At 62.3% G+C, this 13,762-nt stretch carries 12 protein-coding genes; 1 reads left to right on the top strand and 11 read right to left on the bottom strand.

What is annotated here, in order from left to right; genetic code table 11:
- Window positions 1-80: 80 nt before the first annotated feature.
- The 8 genes from GXP70_RS10320 to GXP70_RS29800 all read right to left on the bottom strand — a co-directional run bounded on the left by GXP70_RS10320 (window position 81) and on the right by GXP70_RS29800 (window position 6,389).
- Entirely contained in the window at window positions 81-632 is a 552-nt protein-coding gene (locus tag GXP70_RS10320; RefSeq protein WP_162356389.1) for a hypothetical protein, read from the bottom strand.
- A 46-nt stretch (window positions 633-678) separates the two neighbouring features.
- Window positions 679-1,659: a flotillin-like protein FloA gene (gene floA, locus GXP70_RS10315; protein WP_162360412.1), complete on the bottom strand. Its 981-nt coding sequence runs from the start codon at window positions 1,657-1,659 to the stop codon at window positions 679-681.
- A 98-nt stretch (window positions 1,660-1,757) separates the two neighbouring features.
- Window positions 1,758-3,128, bottom strand: a complete 1,371-nt coding sequence (locus tag GXP70_RS10310) for an NfeD family protein (protein ID WP_225442750.1) — start codon at window positions 3,126-3,128, stop codon at window positions 1,758-1,760.
- A 78-nt stretch (window positions 3,129-3,206) separates the two neighbouring features.
- Window positions 3,207-4,556, bottom strand: coding sequence for an MATE family efflux transporter (locus GXP70_RS10305; RefSeq protein WP_162356387.1), 1,350 nt, complete (start codon window positions 4,554-4,556; stop codon window positions 3,207-3,209).
- 142 nt (window positions 4,557-4,698) lie between these two features.
- Entirely contained in the window at window positions 4,699-5,142 is a 444-nt protein-coding gene (locus tag GXP70_RS10300) for a GatB/YqeY domain-containing protein (RefSeq protein WP_162356386.1), read from the bottom strand.
- A gap of 15 nt (window positions 5,143-5,157) precedes the next feature.
- Window positions 5,158-5,331, bottom strand: a complete 174-nt coding sequence (gene rpsU, locus GXP70_RS10295; RefSeq protein ID WP_090573672.1) for a 30S ribosomal protein S21 — start codon at window positions 5,329-5,331, stop codon at window positions 5,158-5,160.
- A 118-nt stretch (window positions 5,332-5,449) separates the two neighbouring features.
- Window positions 5,450-5,788, bottom strand: a complete 339-nt coding sequence (locus GXP70_RS10290) for a histidine triad nucleotide-binding protein (RefSeq protein ID WP_162356384.1) — start codon at window positions 5,786-5,788, stop codon at window positions 5,450-5,452.
- 142 nt (window positions 5,789-5,930) lie between these two features.
- Window positions 5,931-6,389: a hypothetical protein gene (locus GXP70_RS29800; protein WP_225442749.1), complete on the bottom strand. Its 459-nt coding sequence runs from the start codon at window positions 6,387-6,389 to the stop codon at window positions 5,931-5,933.
- 276 nt (window positions 6,390-6,665) lie between these two features.
- On the opposite strand from GXP70_RS29800, the gene GXP70_RS10280 reads away from it, so the two are divergent.
- Window positions 6,666-7,985: an FAD-dependent oxidoreductase gene (locus GXP70_RS10280; protein WP_162356383.1), complete on the top strand. Its 1,320-nt coding sequence runs from the start codon at window positions 6,666-6,668 to the stop codon at window positions 7,983-7,985.
- A gap of 185 nt (window positions 7,986-8,170) precedes the next feature.
- On the opposite strand, the gene GXP70_RS10275 is transcribed toward GXP70_RS10280, so the two are convergent.
- From GXP70_RS10275 to GXP70_RS10265, 3 genes are all read right to left on the bottom strand, one after another.
- A complete protein-coding gene (locus GXP70_RS10275) occupies window positions 8,171-8,782 on the bottom strand; it encodes a hypothetical protein (RefSeq protein ID WP_162356381.1) in 612 nt (203 codons plus the stop codon).
- A 140-nt stretch (window positions 8,783-8,922) separates the two neighbouring features.
- The gene (locus GXP70_RS10270; protein ID WP_162356379.1) at window positions 8,923-12,531 is read right to left on the bottom strand and encodes an AAA family ATPase; all 3,609 of its coding nucleotides are present in this window, start codon (window positions 12,529-12,531) and stop codon (window positions 8,923-8,925) included.
- On the bottom strand, window positions 12,528-13,757 hold the full coding sequence (locus GXP70_RS10265) for a metallophosphoesterase family protein (protein ID WP_162356377.1): 1,230 nt from the start codon (window positions 13,755-13,757) through the stop codon (window positions 12,528-12,530). Before GXP70_RS10265 ends, GXP70_RS10270 begins: the two co-directional genes overlap by 4 nt.
- Window positions 13,758-13,762: the final 5 nt, after the last annotated feature.

Below are 13,762 nucleotides of genomic sequence, written 5' to 3'. Positions count from 1 at the left end.
ATTGCGAGGCGACGTTTAGGGGGTTGAACGCAAAAAAGCATCCGCTCCCGAAAGAGCGAATGCTTGATAGGCTGAAAAGGTTATTTCTGGCGCAACGGCCGCTTGGACCGGGGCGGGCCCAGCACCTCGGCCATAATGAAGGCCTGGCGAAGCTCCCTGCCCTGCGGCGCGCGGAAAGAAGCGCCTTGCGGCTGCGACGCCGGCCCCGCCTTGGAAACGGCTGATGCCGGCCTCGTCCCCGCGCCCGGATTCAACTTGTCGGAAGCCAGCTTCTCCGCCTCCAGCGTCCGTTCGAGCAAGCTCGGATCCGCGTCTCTCAATTGCCGACCGCCATCGCGCGTCATAGGGGACGTGTAAACCGAGCCGCCCATCGGCCCGGCTGTTGCCGGCGCGGGCACTGCATCGCGCTGCGGCTGCGCTTGCGGTGCCGCACGGCGCCGCTCCGGCTGTGCCGGCCGCTCCTCCGGCGGCCGCGCTTGCTGCCGGCCGTTCGGTCCGCCGCCGAAGGTCGGCATGCCGTTGCTGCCCTGCCGCTGCTTGCCCCTCGCTTTGTTCAGGACCGACAGCAGAAAGCCGATGACGATGACCACGATATAAATATTCGAGAACAGCAGCTTCAATAGATCTTCCATGCGCGCACCTCCCGTTGACGATGATTCGGTCTACGGCATACCGCCATTAGCGGTCGTCTTTCTCGGTACCGTCTTTGCCGATGGAATTGCGCATGCTCGTATCCGCTTCGATGTTCTTGAAATTCATATAATCGAGCACGCCGATTTTGCCCTGCTTCAGCGCCTCGGCCATGGCGAGCGGCACCTGGGATTCCGCTTCGACGACGAGCGCCCGCATCTCGACGACGCGCGCTTTCATTTCCTGCTCCTGCGCAACGGCCATGGCGCGGCGTTCTTCCGCCTTCGCCTGCGCGATCCGCTTGTCGGCTTCCGCTTGCTCCGTCTGCAGATGCGCGCCGATGTTCTTGCCTACGTCGACGTCCGCGATATCGATCGACAGAATTTCGAACGCCGTTCCCGCGTCAAGCCCTTTGCCAAGCACGGTACGGGAGATCAGATCCGGATTCTCGAGCACGTCCTTATGCGATTCCGATGAACCGACCGTCGTAACGATGCCTTCGCCGACACGGGCGATGATCGTTTCTTCGCCGGCGCCGCCGACCAGCCGGTCGATGTTGGCGCGTACGGTGACGCGCGCTTTGACCTTCACTTCGATCCCGTTCTTGGCGACCGCCGCGACGATCGGCGTCTCGATGACGCGCGGGTTTACGCTCATTTGCACGGCTTGCAGCACGTCCCGGCCGGCCAAGTCGATCGCGGCGGCGCGCTCGAATTCAAGCTCGATGTTGGCGCGCTGCGCCGCGATCAAGGAGTTGACGACGCGGTCGACGTTGCCGCCCGCAAGGAAGTGACTCTCCAGCTGGTTGATCGTCAAGCCGAGGCCGGCTTTCGTCGCTTTGATGAGCGGGTTGACGATCCGGCTCGGCACGACGCGTCGCAAGCGCATGGCCACGAGCGTGATGATGCCTACGCGCACGCCCGATGCAAGCGCGGAAATCCAGAGCATGATCGGGAAGAAGCTCAGAAAGACGGAAATGGCGATGACCGCCAAGACGGCAATGATAATAACGGTTACTGTCGGATCCAATGTCAATACAATCCCTCCTAAAAGTTTTGCGAGTCCACTTCAAAGCCCGAAGTTCGGGCAAGCTGAGCAAAATTCGCTTCGAAAGCATAATCGTTTCGCTATTCGTTCTCGTTCTTCGGCCTGACGACGACGCGGGCGCCTTCCACCTGAATGACGGTAATTTCGGCATTCGCCGCAATAAACTCGCCGCGGGTGACGACATCCACGCGGGCTTCGCCGATCAGCGCCGTTCCTGCCGGGCGCAGCGGCGAAACGGCGACGCCATGCAGGCCGACATAATCCGCTTTGTTCACAGAGGAACGATAGCCTTTGTCGCTCGTCAGCTGATCGCGCAGAATGAATTTGTTCCAGACGCCTTTATGCTTGAACCGTTTCGCGACGATGAAGATGATAATCGCCGCGATCACGACCGCGGTCGCCAGCGACAGCAGCGCGGATTTCGGATTCGGCGCCGCCAGCAGCACGCCGGCGATAAGCGAGGCCGCCCCCAGCACGCCTAGAATGCCGAAGCTCGGAATGAAGAATTCCGAGACGAGCAGCAGCAGCCCGGCGATGAACAGCGCCACGTCCTCGAACCCGGCGAAGCCGGACACGTAATGGCCGAAGAAATACAGGACGAACGCGATCATGCCGATAATGCCCGGCGCGCCGAAGCCCGGCACCATGAATTCAATGGCGACGCCGGCGATGCCGATGATCAGCAGGATGGTCATGACCGCCGGATGCGTCAAGAAATCGGCGATCCGCTCCATCACGCCGGGCTCATATTGAACAATCGTCGGCTGGTTCAGATGAAGCCCGTTCAACGCATCGTCAACCGTCGCCGCGGTACTCTCCGCGTATCCCGCCTTGACCGCGTCCTGGGCGGACAGCGTCAGCACTTCGCCCGCCCCCTTCGTCCGCCCGAGCGTTTTCAGCTCGATCTTAAGCGCCGGATTGACCATGGCCGCCGCGATATCGGGATCCCGATCGTTCAGCAGCGCCGCCGACTTCATCGTCTCCGTCCAGTACGATACGGTCTTCGGATTATCGATCAGCGTGCCGTTCTGGTCCACGACAGCCGCCGCGCCGATCGTGCTCCCGGGCTCCATGACGATTTGCTGCGCGTTGAGCGCGATGTAGGTGCCTGCCGACACCGCTTTGCCCTGCACGTACGCGGTCGTCGGCACCTTGCTTTCGCGAATCAGCTCGCCGATGTTCAGCGCGCTGTCGAGCCGGCCGCCAAGCGTGTTCAGCACGAGCAGCACGCGGCTCGCTTTCGCTTCTTCGGCTTCCTTGTACGCGCGCTTCAAGTACTGATAGAGGCCGGATTCCACCGATCTGTCCGCTTTAACGACATAGACGGCAGCGCCTGCCGACGTATCGGCCGAATCGCTCTCCGCCGCCGCGGCCGTCCCCGCAAAGACGAAACAGAGCAGCATGACCGCGGACAACAGCCCTTTCAGTTTCCCCCGGGCGAATGTCTCCACAGCATTCCCTCCTTAACCGGATTTGACATGCGTCTTCTTATATTCCTCTTATACGGGCATGGCCTGAAAACGTTTCAATCATTCGTGCGCCGCCTCTTTCAGCCGGACTGCCGTCCAATCCGTGCGATAAAACCGGAACATGACGGACAAGCCGAAGACCATCAGGAACGTATAGAGCGACAGCCATGCTCCCATGCTGCCCATGTCGAGGACGAAAATAAACAGATACGCCAGCGGCACGAACAGGAACCAGCTGACAACGAACGAAATCCGGAGCAGGAAGGTCGTATCGCCGATTCCCCTCAACCCGCCCGCATAGAAATTGAGCAGTCCGTCGAAAATTTGCAAGTAAGCCGACGTTCGGATCAGGTTCGCGGCCAATTCATACACCTTGGCATCGTCCGTATACAAATGCGTAATTTGATCCGCGAAAATAAACTCGCCCGTTCCGAGCAGAATGAGGAAAATCGAGCCGAGCACGGCCGTGTCCGTGCCGACCCTCCGGCCAAGCAGCGGCGTGCCCTTGCCCACGAACTGCCCGACGAGGATCGTCGCGGTCGAGCCGAAGGCGAACGCCGGCATGAAGCCGAACGACATGATGCTGAGCGCCACCTCGTTGGCGGCCAGCGCCTGATCGCCGAGGCGCGCGACGAACGCGGTGAAAATGTACATCGACAGGCTGAGCGAGAATTCCTGCATGCCCAGCTTGCCGCTCTCGAGCATGATCAGCTTCATTTCAATCCATTTGAACGTCAGCGTCAAATATTTCCGGGTTTGGAACTTTCTATTCAGCACGACGAAGAAAATAAAGGCGCAGATGAGCGTTTGCGCGGATTCGCCGATCAGCGTCGCGTAGCCCGCGCCCTTCAGTCCGAGCTCCGGGAACCCGAACTTCCCGTACGTGAGCAGATAAGTCAAGCTCAGAATCGGTATGTTCGCCATAAGCGAGACGACCATGGACATCTTGGTCGCGCCGATGCCGCGCAGAAAACCGTGAAACGCGAAATTGATGATGCCGAAGGACATCGCATAGAAACGGAGTTCCAGATAGAAGCTGCCCGTTCGCACCAGATTCGCCGAACCGCCGGTCCATCGCAGCACATCGTCCGCCCCGACAAGACCGACAAGCGCAATGAGCAGCGCAAAGACGATGCACATATACATGGCGATGTACGTCCGCTGAATGCCGCGCTTCATGTCGCCGGCGCCGAAGTTCTGCGCGACCAAATAATTGACCGTGTGGCCGATGCCGGAGAAGAGCGCGAACGCATTGTACATGATAATGTTGGAAACGCCGACGATCGCGATAATGAGCGAGCCGAGCTGGCCGACGATGATCAGATTGATGGTGCCGACAACGGTAGCGCTTGCGAAGGAAACCAATGAAGGAATAGCCAAAAACAATATTTCTTTCCAGTTACGCAGCATGTGCAAGGAAGCCTCGTTTCGATTTCGTTAGGTTAGCCCTAATTGTCTCCCAGCCCTCGAGCCCGTGTCAACACTTTTTGGCAGCTTAACAGAAACGAAAAAACACTCCCCGCTCGGAGGAGTGTTTGGCTGTCAGCCTATGTTATTGCAGAAATTGCTGCACAAATGTGTTTACTAGTTTACCATCAGCACGCCCTTTTGTTTTCGGCAAAAGTGCGCTCATGACTTTCCCCATCTCGGCTTTCGAAGAAGCACCGGTTTCCTGGATGGTCTGCTGAACAATCAACTTGATCTCTTCTTCGGTCAGCTGCTGAGGCAGGTATACACTAATAATTTCAATTTCTGCTGCGACATCTTTCGCAAGATCATCGCGGCCGGCTTTCTCAAATTCTTGGAGGGAATCTTTACGTTGTTTGATCTCGCGACTAAGAATATCAAGCACTTCGGCGTCTTCGAGCGGCCGTTTCAATTCAATCTCCTGATTCTTAATGGATGAACGAATCATCCGAATCGTCGTAAGCTTGAACTTCTCCTGGCTCTTCATCGCCTGCTTCATATCGTCGTTCAATCGTTCGCTAAGGTTCATCGTGGAAGGATCCTCCTAAAACTTTCTCTTGCGCGCAGCCTCGGACTTCAACTTACGCTTCACACTAGGCTTCTCATAATGCTTGCGTTTCTTCACCTCGGCCAATACGCCATCCTTTGCGATGGTACGTTTGAAGCGGCGGAGTGCAGCATCGATTGTCTCGTTTTTGCGAACTTTTGTTTCAGACACCAGTTTTCCCTCCCTCCGAATCAGACCGTCCAAGAAAGTTAACACGGTTCATCAAATTTAATTATAGTTGATGATGAAAGGCAGTGTCAACTTGAAAGGACATGCTATTTTTTGCACGTTAATTCAGTCCGTTCAATTTGGCCCCGCCGAGCAGATGAATATGCAGATGGTAGACGACTTGCCCGCCGTCGCCGTTCACGTTGTTGACCAGTCTGTAGCCGGATTCGGCGATGCCGAGCTCCGATGCGATTTGGCGCGCGACCGCGAATAATTCGGCGATCAATGCGTCATCCTCCGCCGTAACGTCGTTCATCGTCGGGATATGTTTCTTGGGAATGATCAGCATATGTACGGGCGCCGCCGGCTGAATGTCATGAAAAGCGACGATGCGCTCGTTCTCGAACACTTTCTTCGACGGAATGCTGCCCTCGACGATCTTACAGAAAATGCAATCCATGTTCCATGTCCCTCCCTTCGAAGCAAATCCTCTACGCTCCATCATATCGAAAAACCGAAGGCAAGTCCAATGCGGCGAACCGGCGTCCATGATGGAACGCCGGTTCGTCAAGGCACGGTGCCGGTCCGGCTGCGCGCGCCCATCAATAGAACGGCAGCAGCGATAAGCCGAGCAGCGCGGCAAGCGGAAACACTTGCCGGTAGAACCGGTTGCGCGGGAAGAACGGATACGGATACAGCTGCGGATAGAACGGGCCCGGGAAGAACGCGCGGTCGCCGCTTCCGCAATGCGGAACGGCGAGGCATACGACTTCGTCGTCGATATACTCCACGAAGCCGTCGCAGCACCAGCCGTCGCGCGTATGGGCCAGCACGTAACGGTGCATGTTCTCGCGGCACCAGCTTTTGATGACATGCTTATGCTCCGGCTGCGTGACGGGCTTCTGGCCCGTCTGCTTCTTGGGCGGCGCTTGCGTCACGGTGCCGGTCGATTTTTTGCCTGCCGGGGATGCAGCCATGCCCGTCGATTGCTTGCCGGCCGGGGATGTAACGACGCCTTTGGACACTTTGCCGACCGGGGAAGTCGACACCTTCTTCTCCATATTCAACATGACCTCCTTGTATAGTTCATGATATTCGCCCGTAGGCAGATGGCGCCTGCGCCCGCCTAAAATAGGCGTTTATCCCGGAAGGATCGATGCCGATTTGAGCGGGCTATCAGCCGAAAATGAGATGGATTGGCCTAATGGCCGCGGTTATAATTGTAAGCGTTGCAGCGCCGAACGGACGCCGGGCCGCAAGGACGAGCCGCTCGTCAAATGCAAGACCGGTTGTGCCGGGCCGTCCGGGCCGTTAGATATTGGGGGGAGAAGAACGACATGAAAGTGGCGATTATCGGAGGCGGATTGGCCGGACTGACGGCCGCCGCTTATCTATCGGAGCATCCCGACATCGAGGGCGTGCTGTTCGAACGAAGCCCGCAGCTCGGCGGACGTGCGTTCACGTACGAGAAGGCAGGTTTTACGCTGAATTACGGCGCGCACGCGATTTACGGCCTTGACCGCCATACGCTCTCCGTCATGGAGCGCGAGCTGTATTTGCGGTTCGGCAGCAAGCAGGTCGACAAGCGGAAAGTGATGTACGAGAAAGGCCGGCAGCTGACGCCGGCGCCGCTCGACTTCGTGAATCTGGTCAAGACGGATATCCTGTCCGGCATGCAGAAGGTCCGGTTCGTCGGCGAGATTACGGCGATGATCGCGAATATTCATCAGATCAAGCATTACGCGACGCTCGGCGATTATTTGGCGGAGTCCGGGGCCGGCGAGGACGTCAAAGAGCTGTGGGAGCATCTCGTGTGCAGCAACTTCTTCATTACGCCGGAGGATGCGCGCCGCGTTCCCGGTTCCGTCATCAGCGAGTACTACCACAATCTGTTCCTGTCGCAGCGCCCCGTCAACTACGTGCTGGGCAGCTGGGCGGTCATCACGGACCAGCTGCGCGACAAAATCGATCTCGCGGGACGCTGGTCTGTCGCCATGCAGGAAGGCGTGGACGGCATTCGGTACGAGCTGGGCAAATACATGCTGAAGACGAAAGCGCGCGAGGAAGCGTTCGACCGCGTCGTCTTCGCGATGCCCGTGCAGCAAGTCGTCAAACTGCTGAGGGGGACGCCTTGGGAACCGTTCCTCGCGCCATACGAGCACAACACGGCTACGGAAGTCATGGTGTACGACGTCGGCCTCAGCACCGTCGTCGCCCGGCCGTTCAGCTACATCAGCGACATGAATCATAAAATGTTCATTTCGGACGTATCCGCCACCGACCATACGCTCGTGCCGGACGGCGGACAGCTGCTCCAAGGCATCGCGTACTTAAGCGACGACACGGCAGGCGGCGAAGGCGACCGCAAAGCATACCTGGAGGAACGGACGCGGCAGATGGAAGCCCTCTTCGACCGTCATTATCCCGGCTGGCGGGAAGCGGTCGCCGTCAAGCGCGTCTCCAAGAAGGCGATGGTGCAGAGCGTCAAGAACGTCGCGGGCAACAAGCTGCTGCCGGTCCGGATCGAGAACATGCCGTTCTACTTCTGCGGCGACGGCTGCGAAGGCAAGGGCGAGCTGGCAGAGCGCGCGTTCTCCAGCGGCCGGTATGCCGCAGAGCTGATGCTGAAGGAAGTCGGGGTTCACGTCAAACAATAAGCAGCCCTAAGCGAACAGCCGCATTCCGTAACCGGAATGCGGCTGTTATGGTTTCGTTTCACGCAAGAAGAGAAGCCCGCTAGCCGGGCTTCTCTTCTACATTCGATGTCCGCATAGGATATTCGCGTTGTCCGTTAAAGGAATAAACTGCGGCCATCCGCATAGCGGAACGATTGGAATGGCGCTCAGCCCTTAAAGGCGAGATCCGCCGGTTCGTTCATTCGGTTCAGCAGCTTGCCCGCGAGCGGCGGCCATTGCTTGTCGACCAGAATGGCAAGCGCCTGTTCCTGGTTGACCGTGTCATGCGAGAACGACGACATCTCCTGCCGGCACGCCTGGAAGACTTGAAGCAGCCCTTGGAGGTAGGCTTTCTCTCCCTCGGCAAGCGGTCCCTCGTGGTTGCCGAGCGTTTGCAGCGCGGCCGCCGTCAGGTCCATGAACTCGGCCGCGCTGCGCTTCGCCGCCGGGAACGGCTTGCCGTTCACGTCCTCCGCTTCCTGGATGAACGCCGCAACGCCTCCGCTCTTGAGATAAGCGGCGAGCAGCTTGCTCTTCGCCGTCATCCGCGAGGCGGCGTCCGCAGCGGCCGACAGCGCTTCGGTCTGCGCCGCCGCCTCGTTGAAGAACGCTGCGGCGTCGTTGCCGGACCGGATGATGGACGTTCCGCGATCGACGCGGTCCATCTGGTTATCGTGAATCGTTTTGGCGTATAGAAACACGTTCCCGATTAAGCTGAATGTCAACAGAATAAGTACGACCGGCGCGAATATCGGCCGTTTCGTCCGCGGCTCTTCCACTACAAGCTGCCCCCTACATCGATTGTTCCGCTTTCGGCCGGGGCAGCAGCTCTGCAGCCCGCACCGTCGGCTTGCTTCTCCCTACGTTAGCGGTTTCGCAGGCAGAAAGCAACCGGCTTCAGGCAACGTTAACAGATCCGTCACATCGTTTCGAGCGCGACGGAGCTGCCTTTGCCGAACGGCTCGGAAGACGTAACGATCAGCCTGCGCGGCAGCCGCGAACGAAGCTCCGGCACATGGCTGATGACGCCGACCGCGAGCGTCTCGTGATGCAGCTTCTCCAGCGCCGTTATGACCGTGTCGAGCAGCTCGGGATCGAGCGTGCCGAAGCCTTCGTCAAGGAAGAAGAACTGGAGCGGATATTTGCCGCGAAGCTGAATTTGACTCGACAGCGCCAGCGCCAGCGCGAGCGAGGCAAGGAACGTCTCGCCGCCGGAAAGCGTCGAGACCGGACGGCGAACGCCGCCGCCCGCGTCGTCGCGAATGACGAAACCGCCGCCGGAGTCGACTTCCAGCGCATAGCGCCGCTTCGTCAGGAAGCCCAGCCGCTCCGATGCGGCTCTGCACACTTGAACGAGCTGCTCCTCCGCCACGTATTCGACGAACGCATTGCCCCTGAATACGGTTTGGAGCGATTTCAGCCGGCCGGTCAGCCGCTCCATGCCGAGCCGCTTGCTCTCCAGCTCGTTCCAGCGCTCCTGCTTGCCGCGAAGCGATTCCAGGTCGCGCTCCGCCTTCGCGGCGGACTGGATGCACCGCTCGTTCTCCGTTCGCAATTGCCGCAAAGCATCGGCCGAGCGCTCCCATTCTTCTTCGGTCAGCGTGCGTCCGCCCAGCTGGTCGCGCAGCAAGCGGATTTGGGCCGAAACCTGCTGCTCTTCGTCGCGATGCCGGGCGATGCCGGCTTCGATCTCATCCTTCCGCGTCAGCAGCGGCTCCAATGCCGCCACTTCCGCGGCGCTCTCGAACGGCGAGCGTTCCAACGCGGAAGCCCAGTCGCCTCCGGTCGAGCGCTCGCGTTCGGCGGCGGCGCGTTCCGCCTCCGCCGTAACCGTCCGCAGCTCGGCGGCTTGCTGAAGCGATTGCTGCGCCGCTTCATGACGCTGCGCGTGCAGCTCCTTCCGCTCGCGGAGCGAGGCGAGCTCCTGTTCCGCTTCGCGGAGGAGTCCGGCTGCAGGAAGACCGCCCGTTACCTCGTTCAGCTGCTTGCGCTTCTCGTCAAGCCGCTGCTGCCGGCCGGCGAGCGTCGCCGTCAGCTCGACGGCTTCCAGCCGCGCCTCTTGCGCCAGCCGGCTGCTCTCCTGCTGCTCGCGGCTCTTCTCCTCGATGTAGCTGACGCTGACATCAAGCCGCTTGCGCAGATCTTCGGCAGCGGCTTCGCGGCGGCCGAGCTCCTGCAGCGTTTCCTCCGCCGCGTTCGGCTGCAGCGCCGCGCCGAACTGCGCCTGCCAGGCGGCCATCGCGGAGCCGCGCTCCTGCTCGCACCGGTCCAGGCGCTCTTGCGCGCGGGCTGCCAGCGCTTCCTGCGTCTTGCAGGCCGACGCGCATTGCGCAAGCAGGCGCTCCGTCTCCGCGAAGCGGGTACGCGCTGCGGACGCCGTCTTCTCGAGCGCGGCGAGCTGCTGCCCGTTCGACGCGATCAGCTCCTGCATCGCCGCGAACGCCGCGTTGAACGAATCCAGCGCATCCGATGGCTGCAGGGAAGAGGAAGGCTCCGGTGCCGGCATGATCGCGGCTGCATCGGCCGAATGGAGCGTCTGCGGCGTATGGGATTGCATTCCGGATGTTGACTGCGTTTGGGACGACGGATGCGTTTGGGATGACGGGAGCGTTTGAGGCGGCGAAGGCGTTTCGGCGCCCGCCGCCGCTTCCAGCAGGTGCGAGGCCTGCATGAGCCGATCGGTCTCGCGTTCGGACCCTTCTTCCGCGGCTCCCCGCCCGGCCGCTTGAAGCGTCTCGAGCAGCCGATCCGCGGCCGCTTCCGCTTTCGCCTGAAGCGGCATCAGCGTCAGCTGCAGCCGGCGGAACCGGCCGCCCAGCTCCTCCCAGGCCTGCAGCTGCGCGTCTGCCGCTTCGTCAACCGCGAGCGGCATGCCATGGCGGCCTTGATGCTCATGCGAGCCGCAAACCGGGCAAGGCTCGCCGTCCTTCAGTTCGGCGGCCAATTGCGCAGCCAGCAGCATACGCTGCCGCTCACGCTGACCCTGCCGGACGATTTCGGCCCACGAAGGGATCGCGGCAACCGCGGCATCGAGCTTGCCGCTGACGCCGGCGAGCAGGCCGCGCACCGGAAGAACTTGCTCCGCCTGCGCGGCGAGCGCCTCCGCCGCCGATTCCCGCTCATGTTCGGCGGCTTCCAGCGCGCTGCCCGCTTCGCCGCGCGCCGCTGCGGCGGCGGCCCGCTCCGCGCGCGCCGCGTCCGTCTGCGCGGCCAGCCCGTTGTAATGCTGCAGCCGCTTCGTCATTTCGCCGCGCCGTTCCCGGTCCGCGGCGGTCAGCTCCACCGCCTTCAGCGCGTCGCGCAGCTCGGCCTGCTTCGCCGACGCGCGGCTCAGCATCTCCTGCGCCTTCGCCGCCTGCTCGCCGAAGCTGCGCTGCCGCTCCGCGGCTTCGCCCGCGCGCTCAGCGGCAGCGGCGATGTCCGCCGCCAGTCCGGCGGCTTCGCCCTCGAGGCGCCGCGCGCCCTCGAGCTGGTCGAGCCGCAGCAGCAGACGCGGCTCGCCGGCCATCGCTTCGGCCGTCACCGCCGACCACGCGGCGGCGGCGGCCGAAGCCTCCGCTTGCCGAGCGGCATGCGCCCGCTCGGCTTGCTCGCGGCGCGCAGCGGCGTCGCGCAGCGCCGCTTCGGCCGCGCGGGCGGCGGCGAGCACGGGCAGCAGACGCTCCGCAGCCGCGAGGCGCTGCAGCTCGCGCTCCAGCTCCGCGACGCGCGGGGCTTCCGCCTGCAGCTGCGCGTGCAGCGCTTCCTTGCCGCGCAGCTCCGCCAGCCGCTCGCGCACTTGCGCGCGCTCCGCGTGCAGACGGTCCGCTTCGGCGAACAGCGCCGCCGCCTCAGCGGCCGCGTCGGCCGCTTCGCGGTAGCGGGCCGCCGCCGCTTCGACCGCGTCGGCCGAGGCGTCGCCGAGGCCCAGCTGCTCGGCCGCCGCCTCCTGCAGCGCGGCTTCCGCCGCTTTCATGCGCTGGCTCAGCTTCAGCGCCAGCCCGTCTCCGAACCGTTCCAGACGGAACAGCCGCTGCAGCATCGAGCGGCGGTCCTTGCCGGTCAGAGACAGGAACTCCGCGAACTTCCCTTGCGGGAGCACGACCGCCCGCGTGAAATCCTGCATGTTCAGCCCGATCTGGGCTTCCACGCAGCGCGTCACGTCCGCCAGCTTGTCGGCGATGACGACGTCGCCGGCTTCCGTCACTTCCACGAAGCGGCTCAGCGTATTGCTGACGGAGACGTCGCCGCCGCGCTTGAACTGGCGCTCGACGCGGAACCGTTTCCGCTCCCCGCCGCCGGCCAGATCGAAGGTGAACGAGACGGCGAGCGTCTTCTCCGCCTGGTTCATAATGCCCTGCGTCCCGCCGGAGGCGCGCTCGACTTTGCCGTAGAGCGCCAGCGTCATCGCGTCGAGGATGCTCGACTTGCCGCTGCCCGTAGGGCCGAAAATCCCGAACACGCCCGCTTCGGTCAACCGTTCGAAATCGATCTCCTGCGCTTCGCGGTAACTTTGCAGGCCGCTCAATCGAAGCGATATCGGCTTCATGCGCCCTCACCTCCCGCTTGTGCTTCCGTGCCTTCTTCCGTTCCGTCCTCGGCCGCCGCCGATTCGTCCTCTTCCGCGATCAGCTCCAGAAACAGCCGAACCGTCTCCGCATCCGGCTCTCCCCCGCCCGTCTGGCGCGAGAAGAAACGGCGGAACAGCTCCTCGGCCGGCAATTGCTCGCGGGACCGGGCGTCTTGCCCGATCAGCTCTTCCATCTCGGGATAGACGGGACGAATATGCACGAACCCGTCATGCTGGCGGCGCAGCTGCTGAATCTGCTGGAGCGTCATCGCCTCGGACATATGGATATTAAGGTCGATCCACGCCCGAGCGTCGCGGCCTTCTTCCAGCCAGCGCTGCACTTCGGCGACGCCGCCCTTGGCAGTCCACTGAACGAGCGGCCGCCCCGAGCCCAGGTGAATCTGCTGCGGTACGACAGGCTGGCCCGGCGCCGCGTCGAAGACGGTAACCGCCTTGACGTAATTCGCTTCCGAGAAGCTGTAGGCGAGCGGCGAGCCGCTGTAGCGCATCGTCTCGTCGCCGGCGACGCGCTGCGGGCGGTGCAGGTGGCCGAGCGCCACGTACTGCGCGCCGATCCGCAAGGCCGACGGATCGACCGTATAGGCGCCGCCGATCTGAATCGGCCGCTCCGAATCCGTCTCGAGTCCCCCGAGCACGTAAATATGGCTCATCGCCAGATTGACGGTGTCGCTCCGGAAAGCCGTCCCCAGCTGCGCCATCAGCCGTCCGACACGCTCCGAGTAGGCGCTGCGAAGCCGGCCTTCGTCCGTCGCCTCGCTCAGCAGCTCGCGCAGCCGCGATTCCGACGGATACGGCAGCGCGGCGATGACCGCCTGCTCGCCCGTGCGCGGCACGCCGACGACGAGCGGCTTGTCCGTCGGCATCCCGACGAGCCGGATGCCGCTGCGCGCGGCAAGCGGCGCGGACGCCGACACGCGGTCGGGATGGTCGTGATTGCCGGCGATGACGGCGATCGTCCGTTTCCCGCCGTCCGCCAGCCGCGCTACGGCGTCGTAGAACAGCGATTCCGCCGCCGCCGGCGGATTGACGGAATCGTACACGTCGCCCGCGAGCAGGATGAGGTCGATGCGCTCGTCATCGGCGATCGACGCGAGCTCGTCGACGAAAGCGGCCTGTTCCTCCAGACGGCCGCGGCCCTCCAGCGTGCGTCCGAAGTGCCAGTCGGCCGTGTGCAATATTCGCATAGTCA

The sequence above is a fragment of the Paenibacillus lycopersici genome (assembly GCF_010119935.1).
GTDB classification, from domain to species: domain Bacteria; phylum Bacillota; class Bacilli; order Paenibacillales; family Paenibacillaceae; genus Paenibacillus_Z; species Paenibacillus_Z lycopersici.
This window is presented reverse-complemented; position numbering and strand designations above follow the sequence as displayed.

What these genes read in the sequence shown, in the direction of transcription:
- GXP70_RS10280 (WP_162356383.1), top strand. Translation starts at nt 6,666, where the DNA reads ATGAAAGTGGCGATTATCGGAGGCGGATTGGCCGGACTGACGGCCGCC.
- GXP70_RS29800 (WP_225442749.1), bottom strand. Translation starts at nt 6,389, where the DNA reads ATGGAGAAGAAGGTGTCGACTTCCCCGGTCGGCAAAGTGTCCAAAGGC.
- GXP70_RS10270 (WP_162356379.1), bottom strand. Translation starts at nt 12,531, where the DNA reads ATGAAGCCGATATCGCTTCGATTGAGCGGCCTGCAAAGTTACCGCGAA.
- GXP70_RS10265 (WP_162356377.1), bottom strand. Translation starts at nt 13,757, where the DNA reads ATGCGAATATTGCACACGGCCGACTGGCACTTCGGACGCACGCTGGAG.
- GXP70_RS10320 (WP_162356389.1), bottom strand. Translation starts at nt 632, where the DNA reads ATGGAAGATCTATTGAAGCTGCTGTTCTCGAATATTTATATCGTGGTC.
- GXP70_RS10305 (WP_162356387.1), bottom strand. Translation starts at nt 4,556, where the DNA reads ATGCTGCGTAACTGGAAAGAAATATTGTTTTTGGCTATTCCTTCATTG.
- GXP70_RS10290 (WP_162356384.1), bottom strand. Translation starts at nt 5,788, where the DNA reads ATGGATTGCATTTTCTGTAAGATCGTCGAGGGCAGCATTCCGTCGAAG.
- GXP70_RS10300 (WP_162356386.1), bottom strand. Translation starts at nt 5,142, where the DNA reads ATGAACCTTAGCGAACGATTGAACGACGATATGAAGCAGGCGATGAAG.